Source organism: Vibrio sinus (assembly GCF_023634645.1).
Lineage (GTDB): Bacteria > Pseudomonadota > Gammaproteobacteria > Enterobacterales > Vibrionaceae > Vibrio > Vibrio sinus.
This window is the reverse complement of sequence record NZ_JAMKMR010000005.1, coordinates 234,884-256,290: the sequence shown is the minus strand read 5'-3', so window position 1 is coordinate 256,290 and position 21,407 is coordinate 234,884. Positions and strand designations below refer to the sequence as shown.

The following is a 21,407-nucleotide window of genomic DNA, read 5'->3' as shown; positions in this document are numbered from 1 at the left end:
TATCACCTGAATGACGTTTTTTCGATCTTTTTGTACAAAAACTAATGTGTCCCGAAGTTACGTCCAGCTGCGAGTTTCAACGAAATAGATAAGGCTTCAATGCTACTAGGCAGTATACGGAATCACGATATTGAATTGGACTCCTTGATTCACCTCTGCATTACAATCAATTTTACCTTTTAGTAGCTGCACAACTAAATTATAGACAACATGGGTTCCTAAGCCACTTCCTCCAAGCCCTCTTTTGGACGTCACGAAAGGATCGAATATTCGGTGAGCGATATCTGGATCTAAGCCCTTTCCGGTATCTCTATAGTCTATATAAAGGTAGTCGTCTTGTTTCTTAATTGAGATAAAAATCTTTTTTTCACCATCCCAGTCATCAAAACCATGGATCACAGAGTTAATAATTAAGTTGGAATAAATCTGCACAAAGCTTCCCGGATAGCTTGTAATGTTGAGGCTCTTTTCACAATCAATGATCACCTCACAGCTCGCCTTTTTGATTTTGTGATGTAAGGAAGCAATCACTTGGCCTAGGTTTTCAGCCATGTTGAAGTTGTAACTGGCCTCGCTTGACTGATCCACCGCCACTTGCTTAAAGCTCTTAATCAGCTCAGATGCCCGGTTTAAACTGTTGGACAAAATATCGGATGAATCATTAATACACGCCAAAAAATCCACAAGATCGTTTTCGGTCAAAGTTTCTTCTTTATATTTGCCTTCAAATATCTCCGTTTGTTCTTTCAAGAAAGAGGAAGCCGTTACGCACACACCAAGTGGGGTATTTACTTCATGAGCGACACCAGCAACCAGTTCACCTAAACTGGCCATCTTTTCCGATTCAACCAATATATCCTGAGTTTGTTTTAGTTCTGTCACTGCATTGGTCAACTGCTCGTTGCTTTGTTCCAAACTTGCAGTGCGTTCTGCGACTTTTTGTTCTAACTGCTCGTTCAACAGTTTGAACTCCGCCTGGACCTCTTTTAAATCCGTGACGTCGTAACCAAAACCTATGTAATATTCAAGCTCATCATTTTGTAGAAAGGGAATGAAGTTCCAGATAAGAGTGCATAAATGGCCAGCATGACTCATCATCACTATTTCGAGGTCTTTAATTTTCCCGCTGCTACGAATTTTGTCAACGATGCCTTGCTTATTATCGTCTCTGGCAAACAAGTTCAGCCAATTTCTCCCTAACAGCTTATTTGAATCTAAACCGGTGATTTTTTCCCCGCTAGGATTAATACTCGAAATGGTGAAGTCTTCGTTAAGGCAACAAATGATAGTGCTTGATGTCTTTATGATAGTGGTTGAAAAATCCCTTTCTTGCTGTAATTGCACGTTAGATTGTTTTTTAGCCTCTAACTCATCAATAATTTTTTCCCGCATTTCATTGATACTGCTGGTTAAAATGTCGAGTTCATCAGAAGAGTTAGGAGAATGGACTCTGCCGTCTAGAAGCAGTGGTGTACCGTCTGGAGTGAGGTCCATATTTTTGGTGTAATTGGCGAGTTTGTTGATATGGCGTATAACTAACACATAGATAAGCCACAAGATAACAATAGAAACAACAAAGGTTTTGATGGCCTGAGTGACCAAGATGAGAAGAGTCTTATTAAAAATTCTGTCATACACTTCATCTAAGGTTGCAGCAACGAAGAGCTTTCCAACCATTTGCCCTTGGTACACTAAATCAAACTCGCGACTAATGTCGTAGTTTTTCTTAAGCTCTCCCCGCTCAATCAGTGGCACAAGTGCATCACCTAAAATCTCTTTGACCACGACATACTGCATGTTCGGCAAACGCATGATTCCATCGAGCTGAACTTCAACTTGCGCCTGATCGAGATTCCAGTAACTCGTGGCGATGGACTCTAAAAAACTGATTTCTATTTGGTCTATGCTATTTTCGATTTGGCTAACGTCTTGACGATAATCCCACAGTAATTGAATCGCAGTAATGATGATAGCGAGTAAACTACTGCAGAGCAGAATATAGGACAATAGGCTAAACGAAAGGCTTTTCTGACCAGCGACATTCTTGAAACTCGGCTTCAATTTAAGCATTCATATTACCTTTGCCCAGGAGTATTATCTCTTCCTTCAAATATTTAGGCGGCCATTAACTGCATCATAGACGATCAATTACCCGCTCCTAACAAAGTATGGCTGGAGCTTGAAATTTTTCCAATTTTACACAGTTATATAGATCTAAAATTCTTAAAATTTTCAACCCTATATATCACCAGATGAGGTAACTTTACTCTTTGTATGGCAGTTCAATTAGAAATTGTACTCCTTGTGGGACATCATGCTTACAAACAATGCTCCCTTTCAGCAGCTGTACAACAAGATTATAGATAACGTGCGTTCCTAACCCACTTCCTCCTTCACCACGTTTAGTCGTCACAAAGGGATCAAATATCTTACCTGCAATTTCGGCATTGATGCCTTTCCCTGTATCACTATAATCGATAAAGAGTTTTCCCTCTTTTTGCTCAATTGAGATAAGAATTTTTCTGTCACCTTCCCAATCTTCAAAACCATGTATCAGAGAGTTGATCACCAAATTAGAGTAAATTTGTGCAAAACTGCCGGGGAAACTGGTTATCGTTAGTTCAGGATCGCAGTTAGAGACTACGTTACAATTGGCCTTTTTCAATTTGTGATTAAGTGAAGTCAGAACCTGCTCGAGATTATCGGCTACGTGGAAACGATAACAAGCTTCGCTGGACTGATCGACAGCGACCTGTTTAAAGCTACGAACAAGTTGAGAAGCACGATTTAAGCTGCCAATAAGCAAATCCGTGGACTCTCCTACACCGTCTATAAACTCTTTCAGGTCGTTTTCCGTTATCTCGCGACTTTCTAAAATACGGTCAAAGTCGCGACTCTGATCGCGTAAGAATGAAGCAGCAGTGAGGCTGATCCCTAAAGGTGTATTAATCTCGTGTGCAATCCCTGCGACTAAGCCACCCAAACTGGCCATTTTTTCAGACTCCACTAAGATATTTTGCGTTTGTTTTAACTGTTCAAAAGCTTCTGCAAGTTGCGCATTACTCTTTTCCAAACTTTCCGTTCGCTCGGCTACCTTGGATTCTAAACTGTCATTGAGCGCATTGAGCTCTGATTGAATTTTCTTCAGATGCGTTACGTTGTAGCCGAACGCAATGTACTGTTGAAGCTGCCCTTGTTGGTAAAATGGCACAAAACTCCAGATTAATGTGCTGACACCATGCTCTGTAGTATTCATCGGAATTTCATGCTCCTGCAAGCTCGCAGAACTTTTTATTTTCGAGGCTAGAGCGTTAGAGTTTTGATCGAAAGTGAATATATCCAGCCAGTTTTTTCCAACCAAATCCTCTCTAATGGTACTAGAGAGCTTTTCGCCAGCACTGTTAACAGTGTTGATGGCAAGGTCTTCGTCCATACAACAAATGATGGTACTGGATGACTCAATGATTGTTTCCGAGAATTCTTTTTCTTGGCTAAGCCGTTGATTGGCTAGTTTTCGCTCCTCCAACTCATCATGAATCTTCTCACTCATGTCGTTAATGGTTTTGGTGAGAATATCCAGCTCATCTGGGTTTTTGGGGTCTAGCGAGCGCCCTTTTAGTTGTAAAGGTATCAGCTGACCTTCGAAGTCTAACGCATAGGTAAAATTCACCATCCTGTTTAAGTGGCGAATAAGCACCATATAAATAATCCACAATATGGCTACAGACACGATAAATGTCTTAATCATTTGGCTCGCTAAAAGCAAAACTGACTTTTCCATCAGTCGTTGATACACTTCTTTCAAGGATGCTGCTACCAACAGCCGCCCAACGACTTCTCCTTCAAATACCAGTTCGAACTCTCGTTGTATGTCAAATCCGCCGTCTAGACTCCCACGTTCAATGAGTGGCGCGTCACTCTCCTCGGTGCCTTCGGAGACCATGACGTATTTCATACTTGGGAAATTCATGATGCCATCGACTTGGACACGTATTTGGTCTTCGTCCAAGCTCCAATAGCTTGCTGCAATAGGCTCTAGAAAACTGGCTTCTATTTGGTCGATATTGTTGCGAATTCGGCTGACATCATGGCGATAATCCCATAGAAGTTGCAGCACTGTAATGATTAGAGCGAGAAAAGTACTGCACAAAAGAATGTAAAAGAGAATTTTATTAGATAGGCTTCGCCGATTAAATATTTTGTTGGACTTTGCCAATAACCTTTCCATCTAATCCTTCCTTAGGCATTAAACGCGATTCGATTCGCATTATTCAGTATGGCTGTAAGGTCGGGAATTTCCAATTATTCAGGCTTTATGCGGCCAATTATGAGCACCAACAACACCGAGTAAAAACAAACATCTATATCAGGTTTGATATGCAATTTATGCAAAGCACACCTGAGCCTAGATCGAGTCTTTCTCATCGTCTTCACTGTCAAACACGACGTTATAGTTTTCTGTGTAAGAGCACTGAGGTTGCCTACTGCAGGTAAAAAAGCGTCTCCCTTTAAACTCACCAACCGTTGCAACCTTGATAACCATAGGGCTACCACACTTTTTGCAAAAACGAACATCGGCATCTTCTTCAATAAGATCAATGTGAGTGGCGAGTAAACGACGTAAGCGACTCACTTGATAACTATGTTTGATGGATGTGCCAATAAGAGGAATATTGGCGGATTTACAGACGTGAATGAGCAATTTTTCTCTTTCTACTTTGCCTTTATTTAGCTCAAACCCGTTGTCTAATTCGATGACAACCCTTACTTCCAACGTCCGAGGGTCACAAACGACATAGTCAAAATAGCTTTTAGCAATTCTATTATTTGCCACAAACCATTGTTTCTTGCTTTTCGCTTCAGGGCCGACGATGGAGGCCATGTTAACTTTCGCCATGACCACGCCATTGTCACCCACTGCCGTTTTGAGCGCATTAAAAAAGGCACCTTCTTTTAAGTTAAGTAAGGGGCCTTTCTTTTTATAAGAACTTTCTTGTAGCGTGTCTTGCTTGACCAATTTCTTTTGAGCAAGAATGAAAAACACAACCAGAAGAACAAAAATTATAATGATATTTTCCATCAAATCCCTGATATTCAATACAGTTGGGGTCCATGGATTTAAGTATACTCATTCAAAAACTGGTGGCTAGTCTACTCCTCACCAAAAATAAATTTATCCATCATAGAAACTATTTTGCCAATTTCAGGTTTAGTAATTGTGTCATTCGCGCCTAGAGCCAGTGCTTTCATACGGTTGTCTTCGCTCATCAAAGAGGAAAACATCACTATAGGTAACTCCATGTAGACCTCATTATCGCGTAAACGTTTGACTAAGTGCATACCGTCCATTCTTGGCATTTCCACATCGGTCACCACAGCATTCACCACATCAAACACCGACACATCTTCTTGTTCAGAGACCTTTTGTATCTCTATCAATTTTTCGTGCGCCTCGCCACCATCTTTACAGGCAATGATATTGTAGCCAGCCGAAGACAAGGTATCTTGAATCAAACTACGAATAAACGCAGAGTCGTCAACTACCATGATAGTCTTACTGTTGCGCTTATCGACCATATCTTCATTCAAGTCGACCGAACGATCCACCTTGATGTCGTATTTCTCCATACTGAGTTCTGGGTTGATGTCCGCAATGATTTTTTCGAAATCAAGAATCATAATCAGATTTTCATCTTTACGAACCACCGCTACCACGCAATCTTGCTCTCCCGCTTCAAGAAATTGACTTGGCGATTCAACGTCATTCCATGAAATCCTGTGAATACGGCTGATACTATCAATCAAAAAGCCATTGGTCATTTTGTTGAAATCGGTAACGATGACAAATTTTTTGTTGATGTCTTGTGGTGTTGGCACACCAAGCCAACCTGCCAAGTCCACTAGTGGAGTTAAAATATCGCGAGAAGAAAACACACCTATCATATGAGGCTGAGCATTTGGGTAATCGGTAGTTTCAGGTACTTGAATCACTTCCCGTACTTTCGCGACATTAATCCCGTAATAACAAATCTTACTGCCACCATCAGGGAGTTGCTTGTTAAGGTGAAACTCTATAATTTCTAATTCGTTAGTTCCGCTTTCGGTTAAAATTGTGCTGTTCGAATTGGCCATGCTGTTTCTTCACCGATACTTATTTATAATCGTTTGATATTCCGTTAACCCATTTTGATCGACATTTTCTTTAATAATATTGAGTGCTCGTTGCAGCTTATTAATCAAAACTAGGTCTATGTTTTTATTAAAAGCGTAGTACAATTCGCTCTCTTTTAGCAGATAAACTACCTCGAAGTCTTTTTGATTGTAGCCAGACTTATCAAACCACCAGCGAGCAACGTTCTCTTCATAGGCCCACAAGTCGATACGTTTTTTCTTCAACGACCTCGCCAATGCTTGCGCACCACTGCGCTCTTGCATCGATTCTCGAGGCACGCCGAGCTCAAGCAGTAGCTGTTCTCCTACATCATCGCGAATGACTCCAATACTATGATTCATAAGATCTTGTACGCTATTAATGGAAATGCCGCTCTCTCGATGGGCAAGGACAACAATGCGTGTTTTGCTAATTGGGCCAACCCACTGAAATAAATGCTCTCTCAATTTAGTGCGCGTGGTAGAAAAAACCACGGTATCATCTCCAACCAGAGCAGCTCGATACCCTTCGGACCAGGGCAGAACTGATATGCCAGAAAGTGGGATGACATCGCCGGAAATCTCAGAGGCTCTTAGCAACAAATCAACAGCAATACCTGTCAGCTCATTGTCGAACGTATAATTGTAGGGGGGGTATTCTTCTGTTACATAAGTCAGCCGATCCAACGAAGTCGAATGGTCAGCATGTAAAGCACCTGAGTTGAACACTAAAATGGCAGCCAAGTAACACTGCACTTTCCATTTCATCTCTCCGCCTCATAAACCCATATCCTGATCATTAAAATGTAGGTGTGGATTAGCAAGCCGTCTAGTTGTATAGGATATACATAAGATTATTTGAAACTACTCACACAACCTGTAGTGCATTTTTTGTACAGACAAACAACAAAAACGTATAATGATGTGGTATCTAGTGACGCTTAAGACCCTTTGTGCGAAACCGACAAAACCAATTACATAAATAACGGTATTCACAAGCAAAAAAGTCAAAGGAACAACGTATGGCAAGGTTAAAGGAAAAAATCATGAAGCGTGACGTTTTCGGAATCTGTTTGTCAAAGTCGATGCTGTCCGAACGTCTTGGCGATACTTTTACTCATATCCGAGTTTATCGAGGTAACGCTCTGAACAACGAGATGCAGTTGATTTACTCGTACCCACAAATGTCTGGAAAGGAAGTGCTTAGTACAATGAAAGGTAGTGGTTGCCGCAAAGTACTTTGGCGAGCAGAGTTTTGTTGCCCTTCAATGAAATAACTAAACGCTATTTACCAAGTTTGTCCACTTAAACGCTTGGCATATACTAAGCGGCTAAGTAAAGAATTGGCGCACCAATTCTTTACTTTGTGCGCGTGTCCCTTTTCCTCTTATTTCTACATGCTAAACGTTGGCATCCATCGTGGTTAAGGCTATCTTTTAACAAGGCTTTCTTTACTGTATCGCGCCAAGGCACACTTAGCGCTATAAGTCGCTTCAACTTTGAATAAGAATGCCTATTAGATAAGCAAAAGATCAAGTGGAAGGAAAACGTTACGATGTTTCAGGACAGTACAACCAAGCCAATTATTCTTATCGTGGACGATATTCCAGATAACATACACACCCTTTCAGGTATCCTCGGAGAGGATTTCAAGATTAAGGCGGCAACAAAAGGCGCGAAAGCCATTCAAATCGCGAATTCCTCCCCAAAACCCCACTTAATATTGCTCGACATAATGATGCCAGAGATGGATGGTTACCAAGTTTGCCAATCTCTGAAATCCAACCCCTACACTGCTGACATTCCAGTCATATTCGTTACCGCTAAATCCGAGACGATAGACGAACAAAAAGGATTTGAGCTTGGTGCCGTTGACTATATCACTAAACCTGTAAGTCCTCCGATCGTTATTGCACGCGTGAAAACCCATATTTCCTTACACGATCAAAATCTTGCGCTTGCAAATCAAGTGAGAGAAAGAACACAACAGCTTGAACAAAGCCGATTAGAAGTCATTCAACGATTGGGTAGAGCCGCGGAATATAAAGACAATGAGACCGGCATGCATGTCGTGCGAATGAGTCATTATTCAAAGATCCTTGCTCGGCAACTTGAGGTTAGTGAAAGCTGGGTAGAGCTGCTTTTCCAAGCTTCACCAATGCATGATGTTGGAAAAATCGGTATCCCTGACCATATACTCCGCAAACCCGGAAAGCTGGACGAGGACGAATGGAAAATCATGCAAACGCACGTGACCATTGGCGGTGACATCATTGGAGAAAGCGACTCCAAACTCATTCAGCTAGCACGAGAAATTGCACTCAATCATCATGAAAAATGGGATGGCAGCGGCTACCCGCATGGACGAAAAGGCGAAGAGATACCTTTGAGCGCAAGAATCGTCGCCATTGCCGACGTGTTTGACGCATTGACAAGTGAGCGGCCCTATAAAAAAGCATGGTCGATTGACGACGCTATTTTGTTTTTGCAGGAGCAATCAGGTCAGCACTTCGACCCCCAATTGGTACCTAAGTTCGTGGAGCAAATAGAAGAAATCTTGGCGATTAAAGAGTCTTTCAAAGATAACCTATAAAGGAGCGGGCTTTCTCGATGATTCAACCACAAAATTACGCCATTGACTCAAAAAGAATTTTGTTCGGATTTGTTCTCGCGTCATTGCTCTTGTTCGTCGCCGCCGCCGTTGGGTGGTACAGCTTAAGCCAACGTTTCGACACCATTGATCAGTACGCTCACAATGCTCAAATCCTCTCTAGTATTGATAAAGTAAAGCTTTGGGAGCAAAACTATATCAACTTACCGACTCCGCAAGTGGCCAAATACGTATTAGACGAAATTGACCTCGCTAAAGTCCATTCTATCCACACCCCTTCTGTCGAGCGGGAAAAAGTGGACCATTTACTTAATGCCTACGAATTAAAATTCAAGGAGTATGTCACCACCGACATGCTCGCTTCATCAATTCGTAACAACATGACCGCAACAACAGAGGATCTTTCATCGACCATCCAGTCGTTGCAGCAACAACATAAAACTTTCGTCGAAGATACCATTTCCCAAGTTAATCTAGCCAGGCGTCAATTAGACTCAATCACAACAATTACCCTTGAGTCGCAAAAAATCATTGAGCACAACTACAGCGCAACCACCAATGTTCAGTCCTACATCAAAACTGGGCAATCCCGTTATTTCGCTCAATTCCAATGGGAATTAAACAACATCAATAACATTATTAAATTGCTCTTGGATCAGTCAAAAGACGCAGTAAGCAGAGGTAAGATATTGCTGGTACGTAACGCAGTGAATCGCTATTTGCTCACCAGCGCTCAGCTTAGCAATATTACCAACTCACCACGTACTCATAAGGAGATGGTGATTAAGAATGTAGAAAATGCCGCCGATGAACTGACTCGTTCCACCATAAGCTTAAAAAACTATTATCAAAACCTAATTCAAGATATTCAATCTGAACTCACTGAACTTCAACAAGATGTCAACGACAAAATCACATTTGGCACATCTCTACTTAGGCTTCACAACGACATCAGCAATACCCAACAACTCGATCGAGATTTCTCCATTTCGATGTCTCCTACACAGCAAAGTCAGCTTTCTCAGGACATATCCGCAAACCTAGAGAGCGCACTCACCACGATTCACTCATTACAGAGTGACTTCGACTTAGGCGATAACCGCGAGTTGCTCGACACCATCGCCGCCAATACTCGTCGCTACCTTTCTCTATTTGGCGAGCTAGTCAGCAAAAAGTCAGCAATGAATCTCATGCGTGATCAACTGAACGAATACTACGGCAACATGGTCGCTTTTATAAAACCAACGTACGACAACCAGCTTGATGTCGTTGAGAACTCTGAAGGTTATACCACCTACATCGCAATTATAGGTGGCTGCTTTTTATTAGCGTTGCTCCTTCTTGGTGGGCTTGCTAATAAGTCGCACCGCGCCTTAGAGAAGTTTGCGCAGCAGCTAGCGAAAGCAAGGGATGAAGCCAACTCTGCCAATCAGGCGAAATCAGATTTTCTGGCTAATATGAGCCACGAAATACGTACACCGATGAATGCAATCATTGGTATGAGTTACCTTGCTTTAAAAACCGAGCTGTCAAAAACCCAAAGAAACTACATCCAAAAAGTTAAACTCTCTGCCGATAGTCTACTGGGCCTCATCAACGACATTTTAGATTTTTCGAAAATAGAAGCTGGCAAGTTGGACATCGAACACGTTGATTTCCACCTCGAAAGTGTACTAGATAACGTCTCTAACCTGGTCGGTCTAAGGGCTTCAGAAAGAGGTCTGGAACTGTTAATCCATGTCGAAAACAACGTACCAACCACACTCATAGGAGACCCACTACGACTGGGGCAAATACTCATCAACCTAGCCAACAATGCAGTGAAGTTCACCGAGAAAGGAGAAGTAAAAATCCACATTTCGCTCGTTGAACATACCGATGAGAATGTCACGCTAAAATATTCAGTCAGCGACAGCGGCATTGGTATGTCTACTGAACAATGTGGCAAGTTGTTCAGTAAGTTTACTCAGGCCGACACATCAACAACGAGAAAGTACGGCGGTACTGGACTTGGACTGGCCATAAGCAAAGAGCTCAGCCAACTAATGGGAGGCGATATTTCCGTGACAAGTGAACTAGGTAAAGGCTCAACCTTCACTTTCACAACTAAGATGCAAGTCAGCCACGCCCTGAGACAACACCTACCAATCTCATCACAATCGCTTGGCAACCTCAACGTGTTAATCGTTGATGATAACTCGAGTTCGCGACTTATCGTGTCAGATATTTTAACCTCATTGCATCTCAAAAATGATGCGGTGGCAAGTGTAGATGATGCGTTGAAAGCTATTCAGAACCGAATTAACCAGAATATTCCCTATGATTTACTCATTGTTGATTGGAAAATGCCTGCACGAGACGGTATTGATCTTGTGAAAAGCCTGCACTCAGAACAACTGGCAGTGATGCCAAAAATGATTATGATGACCGCTCACGGCCGAGAGGAGCTATCAGACGCTATTAGTCAGCGCAACCTGCCCAGCGTTAGTATTGTAGACAAACCTATTATTTCCTCACATCTTTATTCGACTATTGCCAGTCTATTTGGCTATGAGCATTCTCGAATTAGCCAGACTGAGCAACATGACCATTCCCTCAACGCTTATACAAAGCACCTCGAAGGCGCAAACCTCTTGTTAGTCGAAGACAATGAGATTAACCAAGAGCTTGCAGTAGAGCTTTTGCAGGGCCAGCGAATGGATGTCACCGTAGCCGAAAATGGCCAAATCGCTGTCGAGCTTTATCAATCTCATCACTTTGATGGCATATTGATGGATTGCCAAATGCCAGTCATGGATGGTTACGAAGCCACAGCGTATATTCGAAAAGAGCTAGGTGACACAAGTATTCCCATTATTGCGATGACAGCGAACGTCATGGAGCAAGATAAGGAGAAAATAATCGCTGTCGGTATGAATGACATGGTAGCCAAACCCATTGATGTTGATAATATGTTTAAAACTCTATCACGTTGGATAACCCCCAAAAAACCGACATCGGTAGGCCAACAGGATACATCTTCTAATTACACACCATCACTGAATATCTTGGGAATAGATACCGTTCAGGGCCTAGCAAGGGCGAATGGAAATCAGAAATTGTATATCAAGCTTATCCAACGATTTGTGTCTAGCTACCAAAATACATCGGAGGTAACCGAACAGCTCAGTAACGAAAATATTGAAGATAGAAAACGGTATGTGCATACACTAAAAGGAGTGGCAGGAAACTTAGGCGCTAATGAACTTCATACTCTATGCCAAGCTGTTGAAAATAATTTGAATAGCCAAGCAATACAAGATAAGCTAACCAATGCCCTAGAAACTCTTATCGCCACTATTTTGTCGCACCCTGAATTAAGCATTAGCACCCCTAAAGCGCGCAATGACAATGCCCCGACATTGTATGACGCACAACGTCATACAGAGCTTATCGAGCTAATACAGCAAAGTGATACCGAGGCCCTCGCCTATCTAGACGATCTCCCTGCCCCTCAATCTATTGGGCTCAACCCCAATGACTTTACCGCCCTTAGGAATGCACTGGAAGAATTTGATTTTGATAAAGCGATAGAGATATTGGAGTCGCATGAATCAAGCACAACGTAAGCTGTCATAGTAGTGTTCAAATATAGAAATTCAAAACTTTGAAATCACGATTTTTTGATGGAGTAATATACCCAGCCTACTCGATAAACTTCACTCGATTTTTTACGTTAGTCGGTAGAACCAATTGGTATCGTTTCATCGCTTCCCCGTTAACCAAAAACGTAGGCGTGTCATCCGTTTTATAAGGAATAGATGTAATGTCCACGCCATCAATTAGCACCGACTTTATAGAGTCCGCCAACATAGCCCCTAGCTTGTAGTCATCAGGTACAAATCCTCCCAGCGCCCCTTTGTAAATTGGTTCACTATGATAAGACACCACAACTGTGTCACCAGCCAACTGAACGATATGCTCCGCATTATCTGCAATAAGGGCCTGATTACCAAGCACGATTAGATCCACTTTATCTTTCCAAACTTTGATGACTCCGTCGAGTTTACTAATATCGGATACAACATATTCGTTATATTGAAGAGCAATTTTGTTTGTAACCCATTTTGTATCGGTTTGATCGACAGCGGAACTCGGGTGCCCTTCTTCAAGCAACAATAATATGGACTTCATATCTGGCATAAGTTGCTTCAACAGATTGAATTGGAACGCCTTTGGCAAGTAATAGGTTACGCCTGTTATATTTGGCAAATTAGAGACACCCAGTGTTCTTGGATGAGTATGCCCACCAGTAAACGTGGGAATGACAGGCGGATTGTTAGACAACCATTTTGAACCATTAGATCTCATGATCACCATGCCCTGCTTAGACTCATTCCACTGTGAAACCAACTCTGCCAACTCGGTGTGGGATGAGAGCTCTTTCCGCTCTTCAATCTGTACATTTGGCGCAATTTGATTCAATCGCTGTGTCATTCCTGCAAGCACCCGGTTAGACATGTTAGACTGTCCGACCCACGCCACACCAATCGCAACTTCATCTGCGTTTCTCTCATTCGCATAACTAGCCCAGGTGATGGACAACCCTAGCGCGCACATGATTGTATATTTAATCATGACAAGCATTCCTTACTTCTAACTTTCCTTTAGTGCCTATACAAATATAGGTCCAAGTGACGTCAAGATGCGAATTTCAGCAAAATCGAAAGGATTGAACACCAGTCAGGTAGGAAGGTGTCGTCGGTCCACGCAGATCACACCGCACAACGGAGTCAATCAGTAGCTGATTGCCTCTTTAGAGCGATAATTAAACTATTTCATGCCTTATATTCGAGCCTATATTTTTTGGTAACATGTCTCAATTCCAATGAAACATATAATGAATACTACTTTACAAATTGATTCATAATGTAAACAAATGTAGTTTGATGTTTTTTATAATAAAGCAAAATAACAATGAAGTTTGTCAGTTTTTTATTCGCTCTATTTTCGTCAATTATTTTTGCAAACCCGCTTCCTAATGATGAAAAACTTATTAGCTCGTTAATAGAGCGTGGTGTCATTTGTGGCAATCAAACTTTTGAAGAAAATCAAAAGTCTTTGCAGATTTATCTTTCCAAAAGATTTAATAAAAATAATAAGGCAGATAAAAGTAATAACACGTCAAATAAAAATGATACTACGACCAATAAACAGTGTATTTCAGCTTCAAAAAAATAATGGTTAGCTTTAATCACGTTTAAACCCTTTCCTTCAATAAGGAAGTTTGTTGTTCACACAACATATAACCCACTTTATTAAGTGGTATATAACAATCAAAAAAATATAATAAGGAAATTAGTATGGGTCCTATCAGAAAAACACTGCTGGCCACAGCGGTGCTGACTCTATTTAATGTCAGTGCTCACGCGCAAACCCCTATTGACTTAGGTGTGATGAATGAAGACAAAATCATCGAAATGCTGGTTAGGAACGGTATTCTCGATGAACATTCAACCATTGAAGAACAAAAACGAGCGCTGAATTCTTATATTGAATCAAAACTCAAGAAAGGGTTCAAAGGCGATGCTCAATTTGGTAAACAATCGCTGGAGAAACGAGCCAAAGTCCTTAAGTTGATAGAAGCCAAAAAGGGTCAACATAAAGCGCATATATTTGCTTTAGACTTATCCCAAACGCGAACTGACAAAGTACTTGCTCTACTCGTTGATTTTCCTGATCTCCCTTGGAATGACAACAGGCTAACGTCAGAACACACCGAAATGCTCTATGATAGCTACAAACCAGAGCACTATCAAAACCTGTTATTTTCAGACGCAGGATATTTAGGGCCAAACGGTGAAAACCTCATTTCCATGCGCCAATATTACGAAAGCGAGTCAGGAAAAACGTACAGTGTAGCCGGACAAGCAGCCGGTTGGTACCGAGCTTCGAAGAACGCCTCATATTATGGTGGCAATTCACCAACAACAGATAATGATCTCAATGCTCAAGAGTTAGTTCGTGAAGCGCTAAATCAGCTTGCAAAAGATCCCAACATTAACTTGGCTGAGTACGATATTGAAGACCGCTATGACTACAATGGTAATGGCAACTATCGAGAGCCAGATGGTGTCATTGATCACTTGATGGTATTTCACTCTTCTGTTGGTGAAGAAGCTGGTGGTGGCGTGTTAGGCAGCGACGCTATTTGGTCACACCGCTACAACCTCGGTAAGCCCCACGTTTTAAAAGGAACGACAAGTACCGTACCTAGCCGATTTGGTGGCCAATACGCCGCTTTCGATTACACAATTCAACCCATCGATGCAGCAGCAGGGGTTTGTGCTCACGAATATGGTCACGATCTTGGCCTACCTGACGAATATGACACTCAATACACCGGAAAAGGTGAACCAGTATCCTATTGGTCAATCATGTCTTCAGGTAGCTGGGCAGGCAAAATTGGTGGCACGCAGCCAACCGCATTCAGCTCATGGGCAAAACAGTTCATGCAAGAGTCGATTGGCGGTAAATGGATAGATAGCAAGACCATCGCTTTCGATGCTCTTACCACTAAAGGTGAAGAAATCACCCTTCACCAAACGACCGATAACGATCAACAAAACATGATTCGTGTTGATCTCCCGGTAAAACGTACTGAAGGGCTTAAACCATTTGAAGGTGAGCACGATTTTTATTCTGGCAAAGGTGATGACTTAAAAAACAGCATGTCTCGCCAAATTACCCTACCAGTGGGTAGCGATGTGAAGTTGGCATTTAAAGCCTGGTACCAAATTGAAAAAGATTACGATTATGCGCGCGTGCTTATCAACGGCAAACAAATAGCGGGCAGCATTACCACAATGGATGACCCGAACAGTACCGGACTGATTCCTGCTATTTCTGGTGATTCAAAAGGCTGGGTGGATGCCGAGTTTGATCTCACTTCGTGGGCAGGACAAACCATAGAGCTTGGCTTTGATTATCAAACCGATGGTGGCTTAGCCATGGAAGGGTTGCACATCGATAACATCTCTATCGTCACCGATGGTAATAGCAAACTCATCGATGACGCAGAAGGGAATTCGAGTTTTGCCTTTAACGGTTATCGTCTCAACAATGGCTTCAATGAATCGGCTCATTACTATCTGCTCCAGTGGCGCAGCCATAATGATGTGGATGAAGGCTTAAATAACATCAAACGATTTGGCAGCTTGATGTCTTTCGATCCTGGGTTAATTGTTTGGTATGTGGATAACTCCATGTCAGATAACTGGGTTGGCAAGCACCCTGGAGAAGGCTGGTTAGGTGTCGTCGATGCTGATCAAAACGCGATGATCTGGGCTCAATCTGGCAGCGTAGCGCAAACTCGTTATCAAGTGCGTGACGCCGCCTTCTCTCTTCACAACCAAACGCCAATGCGCCTCGAAAATCGTGACGGTGACGTGTTAGAAGACGTAAGCTTAAACAGCATCGCGTATTTCTCCGACAACCAAAACTATTCAAACCCACAAGCTCCAGACGCGGGTCGGCTTCTCATTGAGCATGGCGTCCAGATTGAGGTCATCGATCAAGCCGCTGATAACAGCTACGGCGTCATTAAAGTATCGAAAGCTGAACAGCCCAACCAGCCGCCAACTGCTGCGTTTTCACTAAACGTTGATGGGTTAACTGTGACCGCAAGTAACACCAGCTCTGACAGCGATGGCTCAATTGTCAGTTACAACTGGAGCTTCGGTAACGGCGAATCAAGCACAGAATCGTCGCCAACGTGGACCTACCTCAACCCAGGCAGCTATACCGTCACATTAACTGTCACGGATGATAAGGGCGAGCAAAATACAACAAGTAAATCTATCACTGTTGAGGCGAAGAATGCATTACCGGAGGTCAGCGCCCGTTATATCCATCTCGGACGTTGGGTTACCATGTGGTCAACAAGCTCTGATCCTGATGGACGAATTGTCGATACGGAATGGACCTTACCGAACAGTAACGTTAAACGAGGACGCGTATTTACGTCTATTTTCCCAACCTATGGCAAGCATCAAGTCCGTTTAACCGTGATGGATGATAATGGTGCCAAAGTCAGTAAAACGATTGTTGTTGATCTTTAATCAACACGCAATCAAGGCAAGCCAAGTTGGTAACCGAAACTACTTTATTCATCACAATCAAGGAGAATAAATGAACAAACTGCGTAACAACTCTCCAACATAATTGGTCCTGCCTAAAAAGTGCACTGCATAATTTGTTGACATGCAGTGCCTATCAGAGCATAAATTAAACAAGCGTTTAGAGCTAATACTCTAAACGCTTGTTTAATTTAACAACATTTGACTACTGAGTTAACAGTTTGTTAAATACAAGCAAAAATGAGCTAGTGGTCAGAGCTCTAATAAGTATACTGACTCCACCTTAAAACACTTTTATATACCCAATCACCCGCCAGAGGTGAACCTGCTAAAAAGTTAACAAAAGGAAAAGCTCCGATGCATCATTCTCGTTTGTATAAAAAGTCGATATTGGCAGTGGCACTCGGCCTTGCTTCTCAACATGCTATGGCTGCAGGCTTCCAGCTAAACGCCCAATCAGCCACCGGTCTAGGACGCGCCTTTGCCGGTGATGCCGTTATCGCTGACAACGCCTCAGTAATGGCAAAAAACCCCGCTGCGATGGCACTTTTTAAGTCGTCTCAATTTTCAACTGGGGTGAACGTACTTAACACCTCCATACGCGTTAAAGACGTAACATTCAGTGGAAGCAGTGTCGAAGACGCCCACAATGGAGAAGGCACTCTAGTACCTAACATTTATTATGTGTATCGTTTGGATGACACTTGGGCATTTGGCGCGGGTATATATTCCAACTTTGGTACTAAAAATGACTTCCCCGACAATTGGGGGGGAGCAGGCGCTCCGACAGCCAATCAACTGGGTGGTGTTACCGAAATTAAAAGTATTAACTATGCACTCACAACATCCTATCGTCTAAACGAGCACCTATCCTTTGGCGCTGGACTGGATATCGTCCATGGCAGCGGTAAACTACAACGTAATTTAGGAGGCTCAGGCACTACTGAGCTTACCAATATAGATGCTGATGGCACGGGGCTAGGATGGAATGCTGGTGTTGTATATGAAGTCGATAAAAATACTCGCTTTGGTTTAGACTATCACTATAGCCCTGAGATAAAGGCAAAAGGCACTGTTCAATACGGCCTTGCTGGTACCAACTACAATGAGGTTATCCTACCTCTTCCAAGTTTTGCCGAATTTTCTGGCTACCATAGATTTGAAAACAGTAAATTTGCCCTGCACTACTCTATTCAATGGATTGACTGGAGCGTGTTTAAAACGCTAGATGCTAGAGGTAGTGCGGTCGATGGTTCAGACGTAACTATTAAGAACTACCAGTGGCAGGATGGTTGGCACTACGCTATCGGTGGTACCTATTACTTGGATACAGCCTGGACACTACGTGCTGGCTATATGTACGACACCGCAGCACAAGATCAGGTGACGTCTATTTCAGTACCAGACTCCGACCGTCAATGGTTTACCGCAGGGTTGAGTTATCACTTCCATGAGCATCATACAGTTGACTTCGGTATTGCTTATATTATGGGCGAAGATACTAATGTCACAGAAGCTGGAGCCACGGGAACATTAACAGCCGTAACTAAAGCAGATGCCGTAGAAACAGGTATCCAATATAGCTATAGTTTCTAAGCTTAGCATCCAATCAACAAAGGGCTGACTTTTCAGCCCTTTTTACTTTCTATTAATCCTTTATCAGTGAACAACTACTATTTCTCTTCTGGTCATTGCAAGCATTTAGTCACCGGATTGTTCACCAAGGCTCATTGATATACCAGATAAAGCGGCAGAGCTAGAAGCTTTGTCTTCCGCCTCCGTCGTTAACCACATGGCTGGTGAAGTACAGCGAGGTAATGTGGCGATTTCATCTGCCGTTAAAGGAATAGGCGCACCTGCGACGATATTGTATTGGCTACTGCTCTCAATCATAAACTTACCTGACATCGGTCCACCGTATTTTCGTTTTGCGACTGTCCCGAGTACCACTTCCAAGTTCGATTGGCCAAACTCCTCGCTCATCCATTGCCAGTCCCAAACACTGTAACCCTCGATATAAGAGTGCTGGTATTCATCCAAAACTTGTTGAGGACCATTCAATCCGTCGTTTTTCCCAAATGAATAGGTTATATAAGGACGGTCGGTTGGATGATCTGAACGAGCATTTCCACTCCAACGGAGAAAGCCTTCAAGGTCAATGTTATAGCTAAGATACGCAAAGGAATGATAGGGAATACTGGATTTCTGATTAAACAAAGTTAAGGTGATATAACGTTTGCTCATAGAGGGAATTTGCGCCCGGTATTGGGCTTTTCGACTGATCGTAACGGTTTCACCATTAGTACTGCCCCACTTTTGGTTAGCAGCGAAATTTACCGTAAATTCCCAAGCTGTACCCCCAATACCGGGCAAGCCCACCGAATATTTGTTCGTCACACTCGCCGACTCGGTGAAGGAGTAATCAAAACTTTTCGACCAGCTTCTCGTCTCGATGTATCCAATATCGATGGGAGCAGTATCCTCTGTATTACCACAATTATAAACAACGGCGTCAAGGGAAGATAATTCTTCTAGATCATGCACTTCAGGCTCTCCCAATACTAAATCGGCGGGATTGGTCACTAATTGAACATCTTTCAGTTTGATTTTCAGTCGCTCGCTTGCTCTGTAGCCATCAGCGTATGGATCGTTAGAGTTATAGCGAGCGTTTATAGTGTAAGTCGTCGAGTCAATTCGATTGACTTCCATATCTCCGCCGACGAAACGAGAGTTCGTACCGCCCGCCCAACCAAACCCAAGGTAATGGCCCAAATAGGCGAGCGGAACATAAAACTCCGTGTCATTAAAAATATTGTATTGAAGCTCTTCCACGCTATTTGCTGCTGCATATTCTTTATTTTTAACATCCGGTATGTTTGGGAGCTCAGAGGTTGTCATGATGGGATCTAGATATGAGTCATACTCAGGCTCTGCTCGTAATGATTCTGGGATTAGAGCAAACACAATGCCAGCAGTTGCAGTATATAAAGCTAAAGTAACCCTTCTCATAGTGGTATCCTTCTATTAAGTTTAGTTAACACCTGCTCTTTGAAACATTTAAATTCAATAACCGATTAGTATGAATTAGATATTGTTACGACGGCATACGTCTTAAGTATTAACATTAGAAGGGAATCTAAATAATTAAAGTAGGAAATAAAAATAATCAACACATCAACAGAAACAGTTGTATTTAAACGAAAAAATAAAAATATAGATATAAATGTCTATTTCTATTGGCCACCTAAGTAATATTATTTGGAAGCAAAATCAAACCAATTAAAAGTAAAATCCACCTATTTACCATTAATGATAGAACTGTGTAAATTAGTTATTACAGATTTATTTTATAAAACATGTATAATTAACTATTCATTAAACTTTAACCTCAAGTACACACCTGGTTGGATTTTTGTGGATAACCAGTTTTCCACCTAACTTTCTCATTAGCCTAGAAACTACGGACAGTCCTATACCCATATTTCTTCGCGATTTTTTCGGTGCAATAATTTTTACTAACCGTCGACTAAAACTCGGAAATTGGCCGTCATCACTTACGGAAATACAAATTCTATCCGTAACGGTCGCTATAATTTTCACCTCTCCTTTTCCATGCTGAATAGCATTTTTTATTAAATTCTCTAGACAAATAGATAGCCAATAGTATGGAAGCTCGATACGAATATCTTTGTTGAGGCTATAGTGAAGTCCATATTTAGTACACACCGAATCAAGCCACTCCGATAGATCAGCTTCAAAGGTCTTAAATTGCAGTTTTCTGCTGTTGCTTATATATGCTCTGCTTATTTCAGTGATCTGATTGAGTCTTTGATGATCTGATATTAATCTACCCACTGCATGTTCCTTAAGTCCACTAGTGTCACTCAACTGATCTCTAAGTAACTCAACAGTATACCCAAGACTCGCAACTGGAGTTCTCAGTTCATGTGTCAATAGCTCGAGCAAAAACTGTTTTTCCTTTAGTTGCTGTTTTCTTACATATAATCCTTTTATCGAGGCAAACAACAACAGAAAAATTGCAAGAACGAAAGATGAACCCATTGATGTGCTTGGACATGAGTTGGAGTTTAGATATGAGTTGCTATTATTTGGACCATTATAGAGCTTATCTGACAACCCCTGTTCAATGTTCTCTGGCTTTATCCCACTCAACACATGAGCTGTTGAGTTTTGTATAGATGAAAGACTATTTAAACTTACTATACACTGTAGGTTGTCCCTGCAAGAGAAATGAACACATTGATGACAGTTAAATACTATATGGTCAGAGTATGTCGGATGTTGCAAAAATAGGCGCTTAGGGAATCTCATTAACTCTCGGCGAGTTACGCGACGCTCTGATTCCTGCCACGCCAATATATCGAGCTTTTGTCTTTGCCATCTCCCCTCTAAGTTGGGACCTAATTCTTTCCCAGGAAGAATTAGTGCAAATAAGAACGAATAAAATGTTATAAAATAACGACTACGCTCAACCATTAACTCGACTGCAACTTACAATTCTTTGCTAG

The 21,407-nt window shown here is 42.1% G+C and carries 14 protein-coding genes; 6 read left to right on the top strand and 8 right to left on the bottom strand.

Features of this window, described 5'->3' with window-relative positions:
• Window positions 1-105 precede the first annotated feature (105 nt).
• The 5 genes from M9194_RS07850 to M9194_RS07830 all read right to left on the bottom strand — a co-directional run bounded on the left by M9194_RS07850 (window position 106) and on the right by M9194_RS07830 (window position 6,918).
• The gene (locus M9194_RS07850) at window positions 106-2,070 is read right to left on the bottom strand and encodes an ATP-binding protein (RefSeq protein WP_250612071.1); all 1,965 of its coding nucleotides are present in this window, start codon (window positions 2,068-2,070) and stop codon (window positions 106-108) included.
• 193 nt (window positions 2,071-2,263) lie between these two features.
• A complete protein-coding gene (locus tag M9194_RS07845) occupies window positions 2,264-4,228 on the bottom strand; it encodes an ATP-binding protein (RefSeq protein WP_250612070.1) in 1,965 nt (654 codons plus the stop codon).
• A gap of 177 nt (window positions 4,229-4,405) precedes the next feature.
• Window positions 4,406-5,080 (bottom strand): DUF2726 domain-containing protein, encoded by a 675-nt coding sequence (locus tag M9194_RS07840; RefSeq protein ID WP_250612069.1) that lies wholly within the window; start codon window positions 5,078-5,080, stop codon window positions 4,406-4,408.
• Between the two features lie 71 nt (window positions 5,081-5,151).
• Entirely contained in the window at window positions 5,152-6,132 is a 981-nt protein-coding gene (locus M9194_RS07835) for a chemotaxis protein CheV (RefSeq protein WP_250612068.1), read from the bottom strand.
• Between the two features lie 9 nt (window positions 6,133-6,141).
• Window positions 6,142-6,918: a substrate-binding periplasmic protein gene (locus M9194_RS07830; RefSeq protein ID WP_250612067.1), complete on the bottom strand. Its 777-nt coding sequence runs from the start codon at window positions 6,916-6,918 to the stop codon at window positions 6,142-6,144.
• A gap of 278 nt (window positions 6,919-7,196) precedes the next feature.
• Between M9194_RS07830 and M9194_RS07825 the strand changes: the two genes are divergently transcribed.
• The 3 genes from M9194_RS07825 (at window position 7,197) to M9194_RS07815 (ending at window position 12,369) form a co-directional block, all read left to right on the top strand.
• Window positions 7,197-7,427: a hypothetical protein gene (locus M9194_RS07825; RefSeq protein WP_250612095.1), complete on the top strand. Its 231-nt coding sequence runs from the start codon at window positions 7,197-7,199 to the stop codon at window positions 7,425-7,427.
• A 278-nt stretch (window positions 7,428-7,705) separates the two neighbouring features.
• On the top strand, window positions 7,706-8,743 hold the full coding sequence (locus M9194_RS07820; RefSeq protein WP_250612066.1) for a response regulator: 1,038 nt from the start codon (window positions 7,706-7,708) through the stop codon (window positions 8,741-8,743).
• A 17-nt stretch (window positions 8,744-8,760) separates the two neighbouring features.
• Window positions 8,761-12,369, top strand: coding sequence for a response regulator (locus tag M9194_RS07815; protein WP_250612065.1), 3,609 nt, complete (start codon window positions 8,761-8,763; stop codon window positions 12,367-12,369).
• Between the two features lie 76 nt (window positions 12,370-12,445).
• Here M9194_RS07815 and M9194_RS07810 read toward each other — a convergent pair whose 3' ends face one another.
• On the bottom strand, window positions 12,446-13,378 hold the full coding sequence (locus M9194_RS07810) for an ABC transporter substrate-binding protein (protein ID WP_250612064.1): 933 nt from the start codon (window positions 13,376-13,378) through the stop codon (window positions 12,446-12,448).
• Window positions 13,379-13,717: 339 nt separating this feature from the next.
• Between M9194_RS07810 and M9194_RS07805 the strand changes: the two genes are divergently transcribed.
• From M9194_RS07805 to M9194_RS07795, 3 genes are all read left to right on the top strand, one after another.
• Complete coding sequence (locus M9194_RS07805) at window positions 13,718-13,981, top strand: hypothetical protein (protein ID WP_250612063.1); 264 nt, start codon at window positions 13,718-13,720, stop codon at window positions 13,979-13,981.
• 122 nt (window positions 13,982-14,103) lie between these two features.
• Window positions 14,104-16,860: an immune inhibitor A domain-containing protein gene (locus M9194_RS07800; protein WP_250612062.1), complete on the top strand. Its 2,757-nt coding sequence runs from the start codon at window positions 14,104-14,106 to the stop codon at window positions 16,858-16,860.
• A gap of 375 nt (window positions 16,861-17,235) precedes the next feature.
• The gene (locus M9194_RS07795) at window positions 17,236-18,474 is read left to right on the top strand and encodes an OmpP1/FadL family transporter (protein WP_250612061.1); all 1,239 of its coding nucleotides are present in this window, start codon (window positions 17,236-17,238) and stop codon (window positions 18,472-18,474) included.
• 105 nt (window positions 18,475-18,579) lie between these two features.
• Here M9194_RS07795 and M9194_RS07790 read toward each other — a convergent pair whose 3' ends face one another.
• A complete protein-coding gene (locus tag M9194_RS07790) occupies window positions 18,580-19,887 on the bottom strand; it encodes an aerolysin family beta-barrel pore-forming toxin (protein ID WP_250612060.1) in 1,308 nt (435 codons plus the stop codon).
• Between the two features lie 366 nt (window positions 19,888-20,253).
• Window positions 20,254-20,940: a sensor histidine kinase gene (locus M9194_RS07785; protein ID WP_250612059.1), complete on the bottom strand. Its 687-nt coding sequence runs from the start codon at window positions 20,938-20,940 to the stop codon at window positions 20,254-20,256.
• Between the last annotated feature and the right edge of the window lie 467 nt (window positions 20,941-21,407).